At 48.9% G+C, this 21,231-nt stretch carries 18 protein-coding genes; 2 read left to right on the top strand and 16 right to left on the bottom strand.

The annotated features are described in order from the left end of the window. Positions 1-49: 49 nt before the first annotated feature. From mraY to ASG81_RS21530, 14 genes are all read right to left on the bottom strand, one after another. The gene (gene mraY, locus ASG81_RS21465; RefSeq protein ID WP_056639016.1) at positions 50-1,006 is read right to left on the bottom strand and encodes a phospho-N-acetylmuramoyl-pentapeptide-transferase; all 957 of its coding nucleotides are present in this window, start codon (positions 1,004-1,006) and stop codon (positions 50-52) included. 4 nt (positions 1,007-1,010) lie between these two features. Beyond that, complete coding sequence (locus ASG81_RS21470; protein WP_200961581.1) at positions 1,011-2,423, bottom strand: UDP-N-acetylmuramoyl-tripeptide--D-alanyl-D-alanine ligase; 1,413 nt, start codon at positions 2,421-2,423, stop codon at positions 1,011-1,013. Continuing rightward, positions 2,423-3,910: a UDP-N-acetylmuramoyl-L-alanyl-D-glutamate--2,6-diaminopimelate ligase gene (locus ASG81_RS21475; RefSeq protein WP_056639028.1), complete on the bottom strand. Its 1,488-nt coding sequence runs from the start codon at positions 3,908-3,910 to the stop codon at positions 2,423-2,425. The genes ASG81_RS21470 and ASG81_RS21475 overlap by 1 nt, the downstream gene beginning before the upstream one ends. Before the next feature lie 76 nt (positions 3,911-3,986). Next, positions 3,987-5,927, bottom strand: a complete 1,941-nt coding sequence (locus ASG81_RS21480; RefSeq protein WP_056639031.1) for a stage V sporulation protein D — start codon at positions 5,925-5,927, stop codon at positions 3,987-3,989. A 161-nt stretch (positions 5,928-6,088) separates the two neighbouring features. Then, positions 6,089-8,281: a penicillin-binding transpeptidase domain-containing protein gene (locus ASG81_RS21485; protein WP_235548966.1), complete on the bottom strand. Its 2,193-nt coding sequence runs from the start codon at positions 8,279-8,281 to the stop codon at positions 6,089-6,091. Between the two features lie 98 nt (positions 8,282-8,379). Continuing rightward, positions 8,380-8,772: a cell division protein FtsL gene (ftsL, locus tag ASG81_RS21490; RefSeq protein ID WP_235548979.1), complete on the bottom strand. Its 393-nt coding sequence runs from the start codon at positions 8,770-8,772 to the stop codon at positions 8,380-8,382. Positions 8,773-8,795: 23 nt separating this feature from the next. After that, positions 8,796-9,746 (bottom strand): 16S rRNA (cytosine(1402)-N(4))-methyltransferase RsmH, encoded by a 951-nt coding sequence (gene rsmH / locus ASG81_RS21495; protein ID WP_056639041.1) that lies wholly within the window; start codon positions 9,744-9,746, stop codon positions 8,796-8,798. 30 nt (positions 9,747-9,776) lie between these two features. Beyond that, positions 9,777-10,214, bottom strand: coding sequence for a division/cell wall cluster transcriptional repressor MraZ (mraZ, locus tag ASG81_RS21500; protein ID WP_056639044.1), 438 nt, complete (start codon positions 10,212-10,214; stop codon positions 9,777-9,779). Positions 10,215-10,350: 136 nt separating this feature from the next. Further along, positions 10,351-11,352 carry a DUF4349 domain-containing protein gene (locus ASG81_RS21505; protein WP_056639047.1) on the bottom strand — a complete coding sequence of 334 codons (1,002 nt, stop codon included), beginning with the start codon at positions 11,350-11,352 and terminating at the stop codon, positions 10,351-10,353. Positions 11,353-11,449: 97 nt separating this feature from the next. Further along, positions 11,450-12,715 (bottom strand): adenosylhomocysteinase, encoded by a 1,266-nt coding sequence (locus tag ASG81_RS21510; protein ID WP_056639051.1) that lies wholly within the window; start codon positions 12,713-12,715, stop codon positions 11,450-11,452. Between the two features lie 20 nt (positions 12,716-12,735). Then, positions 12,736-14,376 carry a bacillithiol biosynthesis cysteine-adding enzyme BshC gene (bshC, locus tag ASG81_RS21515; RefSeq protein WP_056639054.1) on the bottom strand — a complete coding sequence of 547 codons (1,641 nt, stop codon included), beginning with the start codon at positions 14,374-14,376 and terminating at the stop codon, positions 12,736-12,738. Between the two features lie 149 nt (positions 14,377-14,525). Beyond that, positions 14,526-14,921: a DUF3397 domain-containing protein gene (locus ASG81_RS21520; RefSeq protein ID WP_056639057.1), complete on the bottom strand. Its 396-nt coding sequence runs from the start codon at positions 14,919-14,921 to the stop codon at positions 14,526-14,528. A 6-nt stretch (positions 14,922-14,927) separates the two neighbouring features. Beyond that, complete coding sequence (locus tag ASG81_RS21525) at positions 14,928-15,929, bottom strand: ketopantoate reductase family protein (RefSeq protein ID WP_056639060.1); 1,002 nt, start codon at positions 15,927-15,929, stop codon at positions 14,928-14,930. Positions 15,930-16,068: 139 nt separating this feature from the next. Further along, on the bottom strand, positions 16,069-16,719 hold the full coding sequence (locus ASG81_RS21530) for an RsfA family transcriptional regulator (RefSeq protein ID WP_056639063.1): 651 nt from the start codon (positions 16,717-16,719) through the stop codon (positions 16,069-16,071). Positions 16,720-16,995: 276 nt separating this feature from the next. Here ASG81_RS21530 and ASG81_RS21535 point away from each other — a divergent pair, with 276 nt between their 5' ends. Continuing rightward, on the top strand, positions 16,996-17,232 hold the full coding sequence (locus ASG81_RS21535; RefSeq protein ID WP_056639067.1) for a DUF2626 domain-containing protein: 237 nt from the start codon (positions 16,996-16,998) through the stop codon (positions 17,230-17,232). A 190-nt stretch (positions 17,233-17,422) separates the two neighbouring features. Here ASG81_RS21535 and ASG81_RS21540 read toward each other — a convergent pair whose 3' ends face one another. Further along, the gene (locus tag ASG81_RS21540) at positions 17,423-18,583 is read right to left on the bottom strand and encodes a class I SAM-dependent methyltransferase (RefSeq protein WP_162255052.1); all 1,161 of its coding nucleotides are present in this window, start codon (positions 18,581-18,583) and stop codon (positions 17,423-17,425) included. Positions 18,584-18,656: 73 nt separating this feature from the next. Here ASG81_RS21540 and ASG81_RS21545 point away from each other — a divergent pair, with 73 nt between their 5' ends. Continuing rightward, entirely contained in the window at positions 18,657-19,763 is a 1,107-nt protein-coding gene (locus tag ASG81_RS21545) for a coiled-coil domain-containing protein (RefSeq protein ID WP_155971758.1), read from the top strand. 69 nt (positions 19,764-19,832) lie between these two features. Here ASG81_RS21545 and ASG81_RS21550 read toward each other — a convergent pair whose 3' ends face one another. Continuing rightward, positions 19,833-21,116 carry an extracellular solute-binding protein gene (locus ASG81_RS21550; RefSeq protein ID WP_056639076.1) on the bottom strand — a complete coding sequence of 428 codons (1,284 nt, stop codon included), beginning with the start codon at positions 21,114-21,116 and terminating at the stop codon, positions 19,833-19,835. Positions 21,117-21,231 lie beyond the last annotated feature (115 nt).

The raw sequence follows: 21,231 nt of genomic DNA on the forward strand, positions 1-21,231 counted from the left end.
GCTCCAAATCAATCTGCAGCCGCTTTCCGTTATTTTTCTATCAATTTAATTATATTACAAAGAGCAGACCAATTGCTGCAAACACTAATCCAACAAGCCAAAACACGGTAACGACCTTCCATTCGGACCAGCCGACCAGCTCGAAATGATGATGGATCGGACTCATCTTGAAAATTCGTTTGCCTCTAAGCTTAAAGGAGCCCACCTGTAAAATAACCGACAGCATTTCGAGTACAAAAACACCGCCAATGATAATAAGCAGCAGCTCCGTCTTCGTTAAAATGGCCACTGCTGCAATCCCGCCTCCAATGCCGAGCGAGCCCATATCTCCCATGAACACCTTGGCAGGATGCGCGTTAAATACGAGAAAGCCCAGCACAGCGCCGACCATCGCAGCGGAGAAAACGGCCGACTCATGAGCCGACGTTTGCAGAGCAACTACGGTGAAAGCGCCAAACGCAATCGCGCTCGTGCCTGCCAACAGGCCGTCCAGCCCATCGGTAAAATTAACCGAATTGCTCGCTGCGAACATAATAATAACGACAAGAGGGTAATAAAACCAGCCTAGATCAAATCCCCAACCTGTACCCGGCACTGTAAGTTCAGTACTATGTTGCATGTTGTAGAGCATCGCGCACACGACTATGGAAAACAGCAGCTGACCGAACAGCTTTTGTCTGGCAGTCAGGCCAAGCGACCTTTTGAAAACAATTTTAATGTAATCATCCAAAAAACCGACTAGTCCGAAACCAAGCGATGCCGTTAGCAGCACCCAAAATTCCGCTGTTTTATCCGAAAACTTCAGGAAAGCGATCATAAGCGAGAACATAATAATGATGCCGCCCATGGTTGGGGTACCGCTTTTTTTCAGGTGGCTTTGCGGACCCTCTGTGCGGATTTGCTGACCGAACTTCAAACGGCGAAGCAGAGGAATGAACAATGGTCCGAGCAAAACAGCTAGCAAGAAGGAAGCGCCTATCGAAAATAAGATGACCATCATGTCCATATCCTCACCCCACTTCCAAAGCTTGGACAATCTGTTCCATCCGCATGCCGCGAGAACCTTTTATAAGCACGATATCCGTAGGCTGCAGTTGACTACGCAGCCACTGTGCAAGCTTTTCTTTCTCTTCAAAATGGTGAACAACCTCATTCGCGGCAGCACTAGGGAAGCGCGACCTCACTCCCTGTGCGATATGCTGCGCTAATGATCCGAACGTAAGGACGGCATCCGCCTTGCTTGGCGTAATATAAGCCCCGACCTCGAAATGCAGCGTCTCCTCCTCCGGGCCGAGCTCGAGCATATCGCCAAGCACGATCCATTTGCGGGTATAGCCATCCAGTTGCTCTACCAGATCAATTGCCGCGCGTACGGCTGTAGGATTCGCGTTATAAGCGTCATTCAACAGCATCGCGCCATTAAAAGCGCGTACCGGCTGAATACGCATACCTGTAAGCTTCAGATTGCTTAAGCCTTCTATCATTTTTGCAGCCGGAACGCCGAAGAAACGGCCGATCGCAATGGCTGCAAGCGCATTGCTAACATTATGCTGTCCGGGAACTGGAATGCGTACGGCCCCCAGTCCGCTTGGTGTTCCGTTAAAGATGGCTGTAAACGTCGCGGCTTCCGATTCAATGACAATATCGGCCGCGGACCATTCGTTATGCCCGGCTAATCCAAAGGTTCGGCGCACAATGCCCGCCGGGAGCACGGAACGCTTAAGCTCGGCATCGAGAAGCGGCTCGTCGCCATTATAAAGAAGCAATCCATCCTCGCTTAAGCCGAGTGCGATTTCCAGCTTCGCCTTTGCTATCCCTGACCTGGAGCCGAGCTGCAGCAGATGCGCGTCGCCGACATTCGTAATAATCGCAGCGTCCGGCTGGGCTATCTTCGTGAGCAGCTCGATTTCGCCGAAGCCGCTCATTCCCATCTCCAGTACGGCTACCTCGGTGTCCTCCTCAAGCTGAAGCACGGTAAGCGGCAAGCCGATATGATTGTTCAGGTTGCCTTCTGTTTTGTGAACCTTATACGAGGTTCCGAGAATAGCTGCAGTCATGTCCTTAGTCGTTGTTTTGCCGTTGCTGCCTGTTATTCCGACTACGCGGACGACAAGCTCGCTGCGATAGGCGGCAGCAAGCCGCTGCAATGCTGCGAGAGTATCGCCTACGATAAGCAGCGGCACATGGTCAAGCGATTCCGGAACCTCGCGCCCTTTCTGCCAAAGCGCGGCAACCGCTCCATTCTGTACAGCCTGCTCCAAATACGCATGCCCATCGAACTGCTCGCCGACGAGCGGAACGAACAACTGGCCCGCTGCAGCTTGCCGCGAGTCAGTCGTTACGCCCGTAATAATAAGCTCAGTATTGCTTCCATTCCATTTTGCGCCGCTCATTTCGGCTATTTGCTTGATCGTACGTCTAATCAATGTATGATTCCCCTTATCGCTTCTTTCGCTACTTTTCGATCGTCAAATGGATACTTGACTCCGTTAATATCCTGGTAGGTTTCATGACCTTTCCCCGCAATCAATACTACATCGCCTGGGCTTGCCATTTCAACCGCTTTTTGAATGGCCGACTTTCGGTCAGCAAGTAATTCGTATGATGAAGGATCGATATTACTCTTTATTAGTCCATCCTCGATATCCTTTAAAATGAACTCCGGCGGCTCTGTACGAGGATTATCCGAAGTAATGATCGCGTAATCAGCGTACTTTACAGCGATGTTTCCCATAAGCGGCCGCTTCGACCGGTCGCGATCGCCACCGCAGCCAAATACGCACAGAATCCGTTTCCCGGCGAACTGCCGGACGGCCCGCAGCACATTTTCCAAGCCATCGGGCGTATGCGCATAGTCGACGATAACAGCGAATGCTTGCCCGGCATGAACGGCCTCGACCCGCCCCGGGACTCCAGGAATGGCCCTTAAACTCGCAGCAATTGCCGCCAGCTCTACTCCCTCGATTAACACAGCGCTAATAGCGGCAAGCGCGTTATAAACATTGAACTTACCTGCCATTTGCAGCGTTACGTCCGCCTCTCCCCGGAAGGTATTCACATGAAAGGTTGTTCCCTGTGCCGTTATTCGTATATTCGAGGCGCGGACATCCGCCTCCTTATCGATGCCGTAGGTCACGACCTCCGCCGCCGTCAGCTCGGCGTACTCAGCCGATATGGCGTCATCCGCATTTAGAACGGCATAGGAGCGCTCGCTCTCCTCGGCGGAATAAACATTGCCGAGCCTTGAGAATAACAATCCCTTTGCCGCAGCATAACGGCCCATCGTTTCATGGTAATCCAAATGATCCTGCGTTAAATTCGTAAACACAGCCGTCCGGAAGCGGCAGCCCATCACCCGTCCTTGCTCCAGCGCGTGGGAGGATACCTCGATCGTACAATACTGCGAGCCTGCATCGCGCATCTCGCTGAGATAACGCTGCAGCTGAAGCGATTGCGGGGTTGTGCTCGTCATCGGGAATGACTGTCCGTTAAAACGCCGCTCAATTGTGCCGATAACACCCGTAGACATACGTTGGTCATTCAAAATATGCTCAATCAAATAAGTCGTTGTTGTTTTGCCATTCGTCCCCGTAACTCCAATAAGTTTTAACGAATGGCTGGGGTAGCCATAAAAAAGGTTAGCAAAAACAGCCAAAGCAAGACGGCAATCCCTAACAATAATTTGCGGTAGCGGCAAATCAAGCTCTCGTTCCACAATAAGTGCTGAAGCGCCGGCTGCGGCCGCTTGAGGCGCAAACAAATGGCCATCTACGGTATGTCCTCGCAAGCAGATAAACAATTGACCCTCGCTAATACTTCGCGAATCGGTTTCGATTCCGGTCAATTCCGTTTCCCCATCGCCTATGAGCCGCCCGGTTATAAGCAGCTCCGCAACATCTTTTAAACGCATCTGCCCCACTCCTCCCTTAAGCGCCGGCGGAGGTTCGATATGCCGACCGCAGCACCCTCGTTAACTACCATTATAGTCAATGTGAGTGGGATATATTATCTTCTTCGCCTAAATAGATCCGAATCGTCGAACCTCGGTCGACACGGGTCCCGGCAGCCGGAGCTTGACGTATGACCGTTTTTCCCGAACCGGCAGTAGTGAGGTTGAAATTCATATTCAAATCCTCGTACAAATCCGAAACCGTTTTGCCTACCAAATTCGGTACGGTTACGATTGGCGTTTCTCCGTACTTATAAATCCGGTCGATCTGTTTCTCGCGAGCTGGAATTTCCAAAATCGAGAGGGCGTCCTCCATCATATTACGGACGATAGGCGCCGCTACGACACCTCCGAACTGAATCCCCTGCGGATTGTCCACGGCTACGTAAATGACGATTTGCGGATCATCCGCCGGAGCAAAGCCGACAAACGAAACAATATGCTCATTAGGTGAATACCTTCCGTTAATAACCTTTTGCGCAGTCCCCGTCTTGCCGCCTACGCGATAGCCGTCAATGAAAGCATTACGTCCTGTTCCTTTCGCAACAACGCTCTCGAGCGCTTCGCGTACCTGCTTCGACGTTTCCTCAGAAATGACCTTCCGCACGGCAACCGATTCCACTGTTTCTACCGTCGCTCCGGATTCCGGATTAATCCATGCTTTCGCTACATGGGGCTTGTAAAGCGTGCCGCCGTTAATTGCGGCTGACACCGCCGTAATTTGCTGAATAGGCGTAACCGACACCCCTTGACCGAAGGCTGTCGTAGCAAGCTCAACGGGACCGACCTGATTCAGCTTGAACAGGATTCCGTTCTCCTCGCCGCCAATATCGATGCCGGTCTTCGTCCCAAAACCAAAGTTTTTAATGTAATCGAACAGCTTTTCCTTGCCAAGCCGCTGACCAAGCGTGACAAAGCCGGGGTTGCAGGAATTTTCAACAACCTCCAAAAATGTCTGGCTGCCGTGTCCGCCCTTCTTCCAGCAGCGAAGCCTAGCTCCTCCAACCTCAATCGCGCCAGGATCAAAGAAACGCTCGTTTTTTAAATCAACCTTCTTTTCCTCCAATGCGGCAGCAAGCGTAATGATCTTAAAGGTGGAACCCGGCTCGTACGTCATCCATATCGGAAGATTACGGTTATAAACCTCTGTGGGCACCTCGCGATACTTGTCGGGCTCATAGGTAGGACGGCTCGCCATACCAAGAATTTCTCCGTTATTCGGATCCATCGCAATCGCGATTATACCATCCGGCTGCAGCTTCGTCATCGCTTGGTCAAGCTCCCGCTCCATAACCGTCTGTATTTGCTTATCGATTGTGAGCTGCATCGTAAGCCCGTCCTTCGGTTTAACATAGGTGTCCGAGGAATTAGGCATTTGCCTTCCCGCTGCATCAGAAAGAAAGGACACGCTGCCTCCTATTCCGCTAAGCTCCGTATTATATTTAGCTTCAATGCCTGTTAGGCCCTGATTATCAATTCCGGTAAAGCCAAGCACATGCGCCGCAAGACTGCCGTAAGGATAAAAGCGTTTATTATCTTCGGCTACTACGATCCCTTGAAGACCGAGCGCACGAATTTGTTCGGCTTTATCGATCGTAATTTTGCGGCCGCCGGGTCCAAGCTTAACGATCATTTTTTTTGTTTTAATTTTGTTGTACAGCGTTTCCTGCGACATGTCGAGCAGCGGAGCAAGAGCAGCTGCTGCAGCCTGCTTATCTTGAATTTGCACGGGAATCGCGTAGACAGTAGGAGAACTGACGTTGTAAGCCAGCTGAATGCCGTTACGATCCACAATCTCGCCTCGCTTTGCCACATACGGGATGTCGCGCCGCCAAGAATTTTCCGCTTTTTCCGCCAGCTCCTCACCCTGCCAAAGCTGCACATAACTAAGCCTGATACATAAGGCGAGGAATGAAACCCCAGCCAATATAAGTACGATAAATAAGCGTCGCCTAACCGTTACATTGGATACCTTCATAACTTGTTCCCCCTTCGCTTGACTGTTTCGAAGGAGCGTTCGATGACGCTCATTCCCAGATTATTCGGGACAAGCGGACGATAGAACAAGCTTTAAACAAAGGCAGCTGCCTGTAGGATCAGAACCATTTTCTTGTCTTACTCAGCCGAGGCATTACCGCCTTAACCAGCACCGGTATTGGCCGCTTCATTACCTGTGGCCGCCTGCTCCCCGCTCTTGGCTGAATCTCCCGGAGCGGCGGCATCTTCCTCTTTGACCGCCTCTTCTGAATCTGAGCCAGCAGCCGCCGATTCTGTCTGAGCTGCTGCGCCATGCGGAGGTGCAAGCACGACTTTTAACACCCTTACGTTATTTAGCGTCTCTTCCTTCTGGGATACGACAAAGCCTTGTCCCTCGGGAATGATACGAATGCCGATTAGCGAAGTTATTTCGAGCGCATCCCGGAGCGATACGCCTTTCAAATCGGGTATGGTCAGCTTCTCCCGCTGCTCTGTAATCAAATAAATCTTCTGCGTAGGATGTACGGATGCGCCTGCAGCAGGAATTTGCTGCAATACCGTTTTGCCGTTCCCGACTAATTCGAAAGTCATCGCCTTTGCTTTTAATTCCGCTTTGGCCTGCGCAACCTGAAGTTCCGTTATTTCGGGAACCGTCATCGTTACTTCCTTCTTCACGTTTTTCGAATCTGTTGCAAAGTTAGGCGCTACTCCCATTTTTCGCAAGCTCTTCAGCACGATTTGCTTGAACGCCGGGGCGGCTACCTTTCCTCCCCCGACTAAGGGGTCATTCGGTTCATCCACAACGATATACACGACGATTTTCGGATTATCAACCGGCGCGTAACCGATGAAGGAAACGACGAACTTTGAATCAGAGTAAGAATTCCCAATAACCTTTTGTGCTGTCCCTGTTTTCCCCGCTACGCGGTAGCCTTCGATATAGGCGTTTTTACCGGTACCCTTTTCCTGATCGGATACAACCTGCTCCAAATATTCGCCCACTTGACGGGACGTTTCCTCAGAGATGACCTGACGGATCACCTTCGGCTCGAATGTCTTTGTCGTTTTGGTTGTCGGATCCGTCATACTCTTCACGATTTGCGGCTGCAGCAGCTTCCCGCCGTTCGCAACAGCTGCGACAGCCGCAACCTGTTGAATAGGCGTTACCGAAACCCCTTGTCCGAAGGTGGCATTAGCGATCTCGCTCGGATATTGAAAGCGAATCGAACCCGTCAGCTCATTGCCAAGCTGAATGCCTGTCTTTTGTCCGAAGCCAAAATTCGTATAATAATCTCTTAGCTTTTGTTCGCCTAATCTCTCGTAACCCAGTTTAACGAACGCAACATTACTCGAGTACTTCAGCCCTTCCAAAAAGGAGATCGTTCCCCAACCCTCGCGCTTAATATCTCGAATCGGATTCGGTATACCTTTAATTTTAATTTTTCCTGATTTATACATTTCATCCGGATTAAAGACCCCTTCTTCAACTGCCGCTGCCAGCGTTACGATTTTGAAGGTTGAGCCTGGCTCATACAACGATTTAATGGCATGATTATAAGAGCTCGAATTATTTATCCAAAATTCGTTGGGATTGTATTGCGGTGTGTTGGCCATCGCCAAAATTTCCATCGTATTGGGGTCGGCGGCAATTGCCGTCGCGCTCTTCGGCGCATACTCTCTCACGATCTCTTGCAGTGCTTCCTCTACGTAACGCTGAATATCGCTATCGATGGTCAATTTGATGTCTTGGCCATTCTTGGCGGGCTTAAATTCCACTTCACCCTCCGCAAGCTGAACCCGCTTTCCGTCCTTCTCATACTTAATAAAGCCGTTTTCACCGCTTAGCTGCTCGTTAAAAAAAGCTTCAACGCCTGTCATTGCTGCGCCTTCTTTATCCAAATAACCGATCAGCTGCGAAGCTAAGGATTTTCTAGGATAATAACGCTTCAAATTTTCAGCCAAATCGATACCGACATCAGTCACCTTCTTATCTTTCGATAACTCTTCACGGAACTTTCTAATTTTATCGGCCAGCGTTTTATCAATTTGCCAGCCTCCGTTACGCACCTCCCGATGAACGACATAATTTCCGTCTTCCTTTTTGGCCGTTACATTTTTACGAAGTTCCTCTTTTGAAATGCCTAGTATATCATGCAAGCCATTGATAATATCTTCTGTAAGATCCTCATCATGAATCAATCGCGGATTAACGGAAACATTATATGCGATCGTATCCATCGCCAGCATATTCCCGTCGCGATCGGCAATTGCCCCGCGCTTCGCTACAAGCTCCTCTGCAGCGGACCATCTCGTCTTCGCAAGATCATACCATTTGGCACCTTCAACCACCTGCACAATATAGATTCTGCTTATTAAAATGAGAAAAAGGAGGGTCATTACCCCTCCAAACAACAGTGTACGCAATCTAATTCTTTTTTTCATCATCGCTCACCCTATTCACGCATTGCCGATTTTATCTCGTCATCACCGGTATTCACCGTTATACCGTCCTCCAGGGAGCTAACCATCCCTTGGGTCTCGGCAAGCTTGCGGATGCGTTCAGGATCGCTGAGCATCTCGACCTGTTTCTTTAAGTCTTCCATTTCGATATTCATCGTTTGGTAGTCGCTGTTTAGCTTCTTTATTTGGAGATTCATATCATAGATTTGCGCGTAGCGGAAAATAATGACACCAGCAACTACAACGCACATTAATACTGTGAACATATACAACAGCTTTTCTTGAACCGGTAAGGATTTGCGAGTCTTTACAAGTCGCTTCGTTTCTTTAATAACCGTTTGCTGATCCTGCTTCCGCTTCGGTTGCAGCGCTAAATTGCCATTCACATACGCCAATTCAAATCCCCCTCTTACAATTTTTCTGCTACTCTAAGCTTTGCCGACCTTGCGCGCGGATTGAGCTCCAGCTCTCTCTCGGAAGGTACGATTGGCTTGCGGTTAACTAATTTCACCGACCCTTTATTTCCGCATACGCATAACGGAAAATCAGTCGGACAAGTGCATTTCTCCACAAACTTCGCAAATATTTGCTTACAAATGCGATCCTCAAGCGAATGAAACGTAATGACGGATGCGCGCCCTCCAGACTTCAAACAACGAATCGTCTGCTCCAACGCCTCTTCCTCTGCTCCAAGCTCATCGTTTACCGCAATACGAAGCGCTTGAAAGGAGCGCTTGGCGGGATGTCCTCCGGTACGTCTTGTAGCGGCTGGAATCGATAGCTTGATCAGCTCGGCTAGCTCGCCGGTTTTCTCAATCGGCGCCTTTTCTCGTGTCTTCACAATGTTCCTTGCGATAGAACGGGCAAATTTTTCTTCCCCATAACGGTCCAATATCCGGGAAATATCACGCTCATCCCACGTATTGACGATTTCATGAGCAGTTAAATCACCTTCTCGATCCATGCGCATATCAAGCGGCGCATCATGATTGTAGCTGAAGCCGCGCTCCGCTTCGTCTAATTGCGGGCTCGACACCCCAAGATCAAACAATATGCCGTCTACCTGAGGAACGCCTTCCAGCATTGGGACGCCGCAGCCTCTAAGCTCCTGCTCCAAATCACGGAAATTGCTTCTTACCAGCGTTACTTTATCCAAATAAGGAGCAAGCCTAACACGAGCGTTATCCAGCGCCCAGTCATCCTGATCGAATGCGATTAACCGCCCTCCTTCGCCTAGTCGGGATGCAATAAGCTCGCTATGGCCCGCTCCCCCAAGCGTACAATCGACGTAGATGCCGTCTGGCTTTATAGCCAAACCGTCAACCGCTTCTTCCAAAAGCACTGTAATATGCTGAAACACGCCGCAGCCCTCCCATTCTTGTTGTCCATTCTAGAAGTTGAAATCGAAATCGACGAGCTTCTCTGCGATCTCGTTAAAAGTTTGCTCCGATTGCTCGTAGTAGCCATCCCATGTCTGCTTGCTCCAGATCTCAACCCGGCTGGAGACGCCAAGCACCATGCAATCTTTGTCCAGCTTCGCATAATCGCGAAGATGGCCGGGTATGTTTACCCTTCCCTGTTTATCAAGCTCACATTCGGTAGCACCGGAAAAGAAAAACCGGGTAAATGCGCGTGCGTCTGATTTCATAAGCGGCAGTGATTTAAGCTTTTGCTCCAAGATACTCCATTCAGTCATGGGATATACGAATAAGCAATTATCTAAACCGCGGGTAGCAATAAACGAGGCTCCGAGTGAATCTCGGAATTTCGCAGGAATGATGATGCGGCCTTTCTCATCAATGCTATGTTGAAATTCACCCATAAACATGATTTCGCCCCACCCTCTCTCCCATATCCTCCACTTCGCCCCACTTTTCCCCACTAAGATACAGTAGTTCGCCACCTAAAATAAAAATCCTGCTCCATGAGCAGGATTTTTCAAAAATATTTTATAGTATTAAAGATTATAGGATTGGCGGCTGCTCTTCATCATCAGACTCCACTCTCTTCAGAGCCTTCCCTTTGTTCTTCCGCCGGGATAACCAGATAACAGGAATTACAATTACGGCAAGCACAGCTGCAACGGGCACTGCGCCCGCCAAAACAACAAGCACGAGGTTGAAAGCTTCCCACACGACCTTCGAGCTGGCTGTTAAAGCATCTGACATCCTGCCGCCCAAATGCGGATTTTTCAAGCTTGTATTTTTTAATGCTTGATCCGTTTGATATAAGCGCAGCTCTACTGTAGAGAAGGATACGTTGTTATCCAAATATCGAATTCTTCCTTTGATTCGCTCGATTTCCTCCTGCACCTCCGAGAGCTGCTGTGAAAACTTCAGTAAATCATCAGCCCGAACAGCTCTTTCCATCATCGCCAGCAGCCTTGTCTCCACGAGCTGTTTCGCTTTCAGCCGCGATTCGAGATCAACGTATTCCTCGGATACGTCCTTGCCTCCGATATTCCGTTCAAAATCGCGATGTTTAATTTGCTCGATACGATCAATGAATGACATAAACCCAGCAGCCGGAACTTTGATCGTATAACTTGCGCCGACTTCCCCTTCATGCCTCGTATCTTGAAATTGTAAAATATAGCCGCCGCTTTGATGAATCGCATTTCGAAGCGAAGTCGCAGCGGATGCCAGTTCATCCACCTGCATGCTTAATGTAGCCGTATAAATAATTTTTTGGTTGAATCCTTCTGCTCCTGCAGCTGTCCCGGAAGCAAAGCCTCCGCCGCTTGTCGGTTCCGTACTATTCCCATCAGCTGCAGGCTCCTCCGCAGCTTCGCTATCGCTGGAGATCATGTCGCCTGCAGCGCTGCCTGCTGCAGGCGAGCCCGTCTGTGCAGACATGTTCCCTTTGGAATTCGCTGCATCCCCGTTTGCCGAAGAGCAGCCCGCCATTAGCAAGGTTAAAACAACAATAACAACCCACATGCAAAATCCTTTTTTATGGTTAAACAAGTTAATTCCCCCTTACTATTTTTACCTTTAGACGCAGGCTTTGTATCAAAGGTTACAAATAAAAAAAGCCGCGATAGCTCGCGGCTTTTCAAATGAATTATTCAGCTTCCTTCCAGCTGTCCAGGTAAACAATTTGCTCCTCCGTAAGCTTGTCGATACCGAAGCCAAGCGATTGCAGCTTAAGCCGCGCTACCTGCTCATCAAGCTCATAAGGCACATTAACGACTTTAGCGCCAATCGCTTTGTATTGCTCGTTAACGTATTTTAAGGCTACCGCTTGGAGTGCGAACGTCATATCCATAATTTCCGCCGGATGTCCGTCTCCGGCTGCCAAATTGACCAGACGTCCTTCTGCAAGCAAGTAAATGCTGCGTCCGTCCTGCAGCTTATACTCCTCGATGTTGCGCCTTACCGTCCGTACGCTTGACGACAATGCAGTCAGCTCCGGTTTGTTCGCTTCAACGTCAAAATGCCCCGCGTTGGAAATAACCGCTCCATCTTTCATAACCTCGTAGTGCTCTCCGCGGATAACATCACGGTTGCCCGTAACGGTCACGAAAAACTCTCCAATCTTAGCCGCCTCGATCATCGGCATAACTGCAAAACCATCCATATAGGCTTCAACCGCTTTGATCGCATCGATTTCGGTTACTACGACATTGGCACCGAGACCCTTCGCGCGCATCGCAACGCCTTTGCCGCACCAGCCGTAGCCGACAACGACAACCGTTTTACCAGCTACCATCAGGTTTGTGGTCCGGTTAATACCGTCCCATACGGATTGCCCCGTACCGTAGCGGTTATCGAACAGATGCTTACAATAAGCATCATTCACGGCTACCATCGGGAATTTCAAGGAGCCGTCTTTCTCCATCGCTTTCAGCCTGATGATTCCAGTTGTCGTTTCTTCCGCTCCGCCCCGCAGATTTTCGCCGAGCTCAGGATGTTCTGAATTTAGAATCGTCGCAAGATCTCCGCCATCATCTATTATAAGATCAGGCTTCCACTCAAGCGCTCTAACGTTAAGCGCCTTAAATTCTTCCGGACTTGGATTGTATTTGGCAAATACGGTAATGCCATCCTCAACAAGCGCGGCACATACATCGTCCTGCGTAGACAACGGGTTACTGCCCGTAATCGTAACTTCTGCGCCACCCGCTTTGACCACTTTCGCCAAGTAGGCTGTTTTCGCCTCCAAATGCAGAGCGATCGTCACCTTTAGCCCCTTAAAAGGCTGCTCCTTCTCGAATTGCTCGCGAATCGTATTCAAAACCGGCATATGCGCGGCTACCCAATCAATCTTTAAATGTCCTTCGGGTGCAAGCGACATATCCGCAACGATGCTTTTTTCTGCTGTACTCATCCTACATTCCTCCTATTATTTTATAAATACACGATCTCGTGTCCGCCCTTGCGGCTGTAAGGCGCTTCAAGCAGCTTTTCCAGCCAATTTAAGCTGTAGCGGTTCCAATATGCCGTCATGTTAAGCACGCGTTCTTGCGGCTTTCCGAGTGGCTTAATCGAAAGATGGATACGATCAAGCTGGCGTGTAGACGCTTCGAATTGCTTATTGAAGGCATCTACAGTCTTCGAGCCCATGTAATTGATTTGCTCTACAATTTTTTGCAGATTCGTCTCGCCCAGCTTAGAGAGCGAGGGCTGAACGGACGCTGCCAGCCCAAGCAGCGGTTTATACAGCTGTTCGAACGTCTGCCTCGCATCCGCAAATTGCTGTTCGATGGACAGCCCGTCTTGCTCCTTCAGCCATTGTCCTTTGCGCTCCTCGAAGCGCTCCATGACGTCCGCGAAGGAAAGCTCGTACTTGCCCATATGCTTGGCTACTGTTCCTTCGATCAACGTATAAGACATACGTGGCACTATTATCGGCATTTCCATGTCAAGCGCGCGGAAAGCATCTCCGGTCAACGCCCAATAAGCGATTTCACCCGGACCAAGCACGGTAGCAAGGACAGGGAACAAATAATCCTGCATGAGCGGCCTTGTCAGGACATTATTGCTGAGCTGCTGTGGCTGTACATCCGCGATCTGCAGCAGTTGCTCCTTCGTCAGCGACACCTGACCCTTGCGATCTTGGAACAATCCGTCCTTCTTGTGCAGAAGCGTTCTTTCATCGCCATTTAAAGGTTGAAAGAGAAAGAGGTTTGCGCTGTCTGGCGTCACATCCGCTTGAAGGATGTAACCTAACTCCTTCACCTTCGCAGCTGAGGCTGTATACGCCTTTTCCAGGTCATCGTTCCTCTCAATCATCTTCCTGAACATTGGAGACTCTAGACGGCGAATGTCTTCATGATCGGCGTCGAGCAGCACCAATCCATGTTTGCCAAATAAATGACTTAAAATCATTGCGAAAAAATCAGATAAGGAATGCGCCTTCTCCGACATTAGACGTAATTCCTCGATTAGTGCAGGCTTAAACTCGGAATGCGGGAGCGCTTGCTCCAGCTCAGCCAGAAGCTCTGACCACCTTTCAGCCGTAATAGCCGTGCGGCTTACCGATGTGCGCGCCCCTTCAGGCCGTACAGCCGATAGCTTGCGCAGCTCCTGTTCCGCAGTAAGCACGTAAGCATGGTTCGCTTCATCCCAATCATGATCCTCGCCGGCAACCCAAAAAACCGGCACAACCGTTTGCCCAAGCTGCTCGCCCGCCGACTTTGCAGCTCCGATGATCGATACCGCTTTATGTATGACGAGCAACGGCCCGGTCCATAAGCCGGCCTGCTGACCTCCGACGACGACAGGAGCGCCTTCCGCTATCGCTGAAATGGATGCAAATACTTCGGGAGACGCGCCAGCTCTTTCATTGTAGGCACGGAGCGCACACGCAACCTCGGCAGACTCTGCTCTCTTATTGCCGTTAAGCGCCAAACGCTTGAACCGTCTATCCCAATCCTGTTCCGCTCCCGCATGATAGCCGTACAAAGCATCAATGCGGTCATCTGACCGATGTATATAAGCCTCTGTCAAAGGTTGAGCGCTTGCCAATGAATATGTTTCTGTTCTCATAGCGCAGCCATTAACCTCCTGCTTTATAGCCGTAAAAGCGGCTAATCATTTATAAAAACCAGCTACATAATTGTACACAAAGGTGAAGCCGTCCGTCAAAATAAAAACGCCTCTCAAAGATGGAGGCGTTTCATGATTTGTATTTTAAGTTATGTGGTCAGCACCATCTTGCCGATGCCGATGCACATGAAGACGATATACAGCACGCTCATCGTAAAAAAGCTAAGCCGCCAAACCGTTCGAAAAATCTTTTTGGCATCAATGGCGCCACGCTTGCGGAATTGAGCATTTCCCAGCAGTCCGCCGCCAAGCAGCATAAATAATAAAATACCATATATTCCGAATTTGCTGCTGAACAGATAATCGAACAATACCGCTACGCATCCAATTAATAAAGCTGTCGTAATATCCATGGCCAATCGGAACGCTTTCTTCCGGTCCTGTATGAACGCCCCATATCCGAATAATATGATTGCGAATGGTATGATTGGAATAACCGCCAAAAAAGCGTACGCATGTTTGATGCTTTCCCAAATCATCTCCATCGTCCTTCACTCCCTCATACTCGGCTTCGGATGCAGCGCTTTTACTAGTTCCGTTATTGCTTGGTTTAGCGGCGCTTGCAGCCCATGCTTCTCGGCAAGCTTTGCAACACCGCCATTAATCGCATCAATTTCAGTAGCCCTGCCTGCTCGAATATCGCTTAGCATGGACGATATATTACGGCTGGTTTGCTTGCAGACATCGACAATGAGCTGCCAACCATCCTCCGGCATACGCATTCCCGCCTTTACGAGGACCATCTCGGTTTCCGCATATAAATCTCGCATCAGCTTCTCGCGGGTAGGATGAGAAGGCAGCTCACCGTTCTCCACATCAAAGATCGCCGTTAACGGGTTAATAACCGCGTTAATAAGTAATTTATTAAAAATTCGATTATCCAAGTCATTCGACAGATAAGAGGTAAATCCTGCCGATTGCAGCATGGAAACCAACATTTTTTGCGGGATATCAAGAGCTTGGTCTTGTTTACGCCCATTTCCTGTCCATTCACCCAGCCACAGCTGTCCCTTGCCTGTATGTTCAACCGAACGCGAATCGAGCCGCTTAGCTCCTTCGGTCGTTACAGCGGCAAACAGCGGCATATTCGGAAGCCTGCTTTGAATGCGTTCCAAGTGACCGGTACCATTTTGCAAGCAGACGACCGCTGCGTTCCCTTCCTCTGAGCCTGACGTAATAGCAACGAGTCTCGCTAACAGCCCTTCATTCAAATCGGTCTGCTTAACTGTCAGCAAAACCCACCGATAACCCGCTTCCTGCCGATTTTTGTTACTTAGCCTCTTTTGATCCGATGAATGTTCGCTCCAAATGCTTCTCACACGGATCAACCGCTCGCTAGTCTCTCCAAGCTCTATCAGCCTAATTCCCTTAGCTTCAAGCAATGCCGCCTGTTCCTCGCTGCGCGTCCATATTGTCACATCTGCGCCCGCTTCTGCCAGCTTCGCCCCATAGAGCAGACCAAGCGAGCCTCCGCCTACTACATAGATTTGCACGCCATTGACTCCTTTCAAACAACCGCTGCTCATCGTTATTTAGCCATTATCGTATCAAATCTGCCGAAAAAATTGCAACTGATGCAAAAAAAGAGAGGCCAGCCATAGATGGCCAGCCTCTCCTTGTTCGGTTTATAACTTAATCAATACGTTCCAAATTACCGTTTGCATCCATCTTAAATCTCGGCTTTGCTTCGTCTTCGTTCGTTAATACGGTTAATCTTCTGGCGCGGTCCATAATTTGAATCAACGTCTTGTAATCATCGTTCACAGCACGGTAATCCGTTTGAACATTGTTTACTTCCTTGGACAATCTCTCATTCTGATCGCGGAGCCGATACAGCTCTTCCTCTTTGTCTTTCAGTTCCTTCTCAAACCACTTGATTTGACGGGTTAAATCTTGATAGGTCGTCTTCCAGCCGCGAAGAAAACGAATAACAGCATCGACAGACAGACCTTCTTCAATCGAACTGCTCTCTTGCTTAAATGCGCGTTCATCCGTTTCAAAAACGGAAATCGATGAAACATGAGGTGTTGCAACAATCGTTTGTTTTTTCAAATAATTCCGCTTCTGGCGCTGCTGCTTGGCGATTTGAATAGCATCCTCATACCTTTTTCGAACGCAGCTATTCCAACGGAATCCGCATGCTGCTGACGTACGTCCAATACGTTCGCCTACTTCTTCAAAAGCTGCAAGCTGAGTACTTCCTTCGCGAATATGGCGTAGTGTAACCTCGGCGAGTATAAGATCATCGTCTGGACTCCACGCATCTTGTCTAACTGCTGTCATGCAACGAAAACCTCCTAACGTAAAGGCGCTTACTTTATCTCTATGCCCTTGGTAGAGTTCATAGAATCTATTGGATACTAATTTGTATAACCAAATTTTCATTTACTCATACATGTTTGTTCTTTTATTTGAGCAAACTATATCCAGATTCCATGTACGTTAACGTTAGAAAACAAAAAGTTTGCGATTTCGTCACGGTTTTTAGTTTACACTTATTTCGTCAAACGTTATAATGATCATTAGAAAATCGGGTCGCAGCGAAAGGGGGATGCTATCATGGCACGCATGTATCGGGTACTTGGCTTTTGGACCCTGGTAATCGGACTAATGGCTTTCGCAGGTCATATGACGGAATTTGCGCTATTATTTTTCGCACAAGCCGTTGCTTTTGTATTTCTAGGCTACTTGAATTTCTCCGAGAGAACTTACATCATTATGTTCTGGGGATATATGATCATTTCATTCGTGGGTTTCACGTATTGGTCGGTCTTCAAGATGGACTTGCCTTTCTAACAAAGGCGTCAGCGAAATACGCCAAGGCAAGTTACATAGGTAAGCCAAGCGGAAACGAGCCTTTGCCTTCTTTGATGACAAAGGCTCGTTTCGCCGTAAGCACAGTAAAGGTCAAACCTATACTTTCTTATATTTGAACAAAAAAAACGGTGTCAGCTCCTCTTGGGCTGGCACCGTTTTTGAATCCAGGCTATCTTTTTTCCAAAACCATCACTTTAAACGTCTCACTCATCTGATCGCTGAGCAGCAGCTGCCTAATCGCCCTATTCCTCCGTGACACTGTACTGAAAGGATCAGTGCTGTGATGATTTTGGAGCAAATCCAAAACGCCATGCTCGATCAAAAATTGCTTTTGAGTCATAAAACTCGTAGCCTGCCAGCCGCTTTCCTCCGCCTCATGTCGAATAAACGTGAACGGCACATGCGATGTCATATCTTGCTCGCCAATTCGAATATACGGACTATCGCTTGCCTGATGGCGCCAATAGCACATCAGGGTACCGTACATACGATGCTCCGCCGCATATTCGCCAGACTCATGTCCATAATCAATGAGAATGAGGCGTCCTTTCGTCATCACGGCTCCAAGCCGCTCCTGAAACGCAGCTGCTCCCGCATGAATCTCCGTTTGCTGTCCCTCCTTCAGCTGGATGCCGTCCCGGGCGAGCCAGCCGCTAATCCGCATATCCGTGAGCGGCATATGCACCTCATAGAAGCCCTGCACCTCATCGCCTGCAACGCCAAGCTCAAGCAGCTGTCCATTCACACGCTGAATCCGGTGTACGGAAAAAGCGTCAAGCAGCTCGTTTGCGAGCACAAGCGCAGGTTCTCTCAGCCAGCTCGCCTCCCAAGCCTCTTCTGACGTCACAAGTATCGGCTCGGCATTCAATTGGCCGCTGCTGCTATTAGCAAAAGCTACACGTGCCGCTTGTCCATGAGCGGGATGATCCTCGATCAAGATAGACTGAAATTGCTCATTCCATTCGCTGCTGCGATTACGGCCAGCTTCAGCGATTTGGGCAGAAAGTCTGCCTGTTCCCGCCCCCCACTCGATAAGCTTTAGCGGTTTACCCAGCGCTTTACCATAATCCAGTGCGTAACCGGCCAGAATCTCCGCCAGCACGCCGCCAATTCCCGAGCTCGTATAAAAGTCGCCAGCCTTGCCTACTCGGACCGGTCCCGAGCGGTAATAGCCGTACTTATCATCGTATAAGCAAGCATTCATATATTGAAGAAATGAGATGCATGGAACCGAATGCCTATTTCCTTTCGCATCGATACGCCAGCCCGATAAGACCGATTCGGCAATGGCTGCTGCAATCGATGCCGCGAGCCTGCTTTCCTTCACCATAAGGTTCATCCTTTTCCAAATGTAAGATATAATAAAATGAATTGCCGCATAAAATGAATGCTGAGGAGGGACGATGCCGTTGACATTGCCAGCCAAGCTTAATCGAATTTCCATAGCAGCAACGGTGATGCTCCTTTTCGCATTCCTCTTGATCCGTCTTCCTGTGCAAGCTGAACCCCAGACGACCGACGAGGAGGATATGCATTCGCTGCTTGAAAAGAGCTTATCCGTCGTAGAAATTGATAAAGAAATTATTCGAATTCAAGAGCAAAAGCAGAAGCTTAGGCTTACGATGACGGATACGGAGAAGCAGCTTTTGCAGCAGGAGCAGCAAATATCGGACAAGCAGGATGAAGCAGGTAGCGTCCTGCGCGCTTACTATATGGGAGAGAGGGATTATTTGTTTAGCGCGCTTCTATCGTTCGATTCGTTATCGGAGCTGCTTCAAATGATGGATTACGCCGAAATTATTCTTACCCACGACAAGCATACCTTGAATACATATGTGGAGCAATACAGAATGGTGAAGGAAGGCTATCAGCAGCTCGAGACGAGACGAAGCGAGCTTACCGTTATTGAGGATCAGCTGCAAGCACAGAGAGATCGGGTACTGGCGCTCGAAAAGCAGGTCGAAGAGCAGCTTGCCGGACGATCGGATGCCGATCGCATTCGTATTTTAATGATGGAGCTTACCTCATACTGGGAGACGGCCGGTTTAGACGAGGTTAAACAATATTTCCGCGCCCTTTCGAAGGCTATGAAGAAGCTGCCGGACTTTGTGCAGAATAACAAGCAGCTGCTGGAGATCAAAGGATTTCAGTATACGATCCGAGTACCTGAGGATGATTTGAATTCCTTTTTGCGCGAGCAAAACGATATTTTCAACAATTTCTCGTTTGATTTCATTGACGGCAAAGTAATCGCTCAAGGTAAACGCGAAAATATGGAAATCAAAATAACCGGCCATTATACGATTGAAAATGATCCAAAAAACGCTATCCTATTCCATGTAGATGAGCTCTTGTTTAACGGCTTTTCCTTACCGGACACAACCCGCCGAGCATTAGAGGAGGAATTTGACCTTGGCTTTTATCCGGATTTAATCGTATCCTTCCTCAAAGCGAATTCCGTAGAAATGAAAGACGGAGAACTAACCATTAAGCTAAACCTCAAGCTGTAGCCTAAGCCTCCGATCAAATAAGAGCCTGTCCCTATTTTATTGCGGGGCAGGCTCTTGCCGGTTTATTCCTTACTCTGCGAGAGAATTGATATACGCATCAATTTGAAATGTTTTTTCGGAAAACCGCTTCCACATTTGCTCCCGATACTGCCATTTTTCCGGCCAAAGAGGATCCGGATGCGGCAATTCGGCATCCGTTCGTTTTACATTCAGCACCTTCATCCACCAGGCAGGCGGTGCAGCGGTTGGATCGGTTTGAAGCGAGCCGTTAAACAAATACAAGGATGCTCTTGCTGGCAGCTGTCCCGAGCGGTCGTAGATCATTTGCTGATTGTTTACATTGGTCATTTCCCGGATCCACAACATGGCTTCCTCTTCCGCATTGCTGTTTGAGGAGATGACGTAGCTGTGTCCATTTAACCAAGGATAATCGATACGGTCTTGATCGACGAGCAGCTTCTTTCGCAGTGCATCATTCAAATTCTCGTATTCGCTCCAAGGGATTATAGCGGATAGCAGGCTGTTGCTTTGAAACGCCTCGTTTAATTGGCCAATCGCGTTAACCGCGATCCGGCTCATATGCTGTTCCATTTTTTGCAGCCAGGCAAGCTGTGAAGTCTGGATCTCGCTAAAGGGCAGCAATTTCAACAAATTCGATCGATCCGTCTGGTAAGCAGCCAACCATATAAGCTGCTGCTGCAAATCGCCTTCGCTCCAATTCACAATGCTTACCTTAGAATTTAGCTCGATTACTTTTGATGCGGCAGCCTGAAAAGAAGCCCAATCGGAGGGAGGTTCCTTTAAACCAGCCGCCGCAAGCAAGGCTTCGCTCCATACGACTATATAGGGATTCACTTCCCGTGGGACACCCCATAAATAACCGTTCCATGTGAGCGGATCCAACAGACCCGTCAGCTGATCCGTGAGAGCATCCCCTGTCATGATGCTGTCTGCAGGCTTTAGAAACCCCTGTATGGCGAATGGCCTAACCCATCCATTATCAAGCAGCATAATATCTGAAGCTTCCCCCTGCCGGCTCTGAAGCGCCCAAAGGTCATAAGCTCTATCTTTAAATGGCTCATTCGTAAGCTTTACTTGAATATGGGGATGTTCGATCATGAAATTCCGGTTTAGCTCCTGCAGCTGCTGGAACTGTGAGTCCGGCAAGGAAACGTTTACATAAATGTTGGAGATCTGCTCGACGATAAGCTCTCCCTGCTCAGGCTGATCATTTGATTTCCCGTCCGGCTTACCAATACTTGCTGGATTCGTATTTCGCGAGAATGGGGTAAGCAACAATGCTGCTATCAGTAACGTGCCGATCATAAACAGCACATGTTTTCTGGATATCACAGCCTTCTTCCTTTCAACCTTGAATCTGCTAAAAATAGGATAACAATAAATTCATGATTTGTCCAAATGAACCTGCTTAAGTTATAGCTGTTTGTCTTTAACTTATTTCCGCACA

Source organism: Paenibacillus sp. Soil522, from assembly GCF_001428245.1.
Taxonomy (GTDB): Bacteria; Bacillota; Bacilli; order Paenibacillales; family Paenibacillaceae; genus Pristimantibacillus.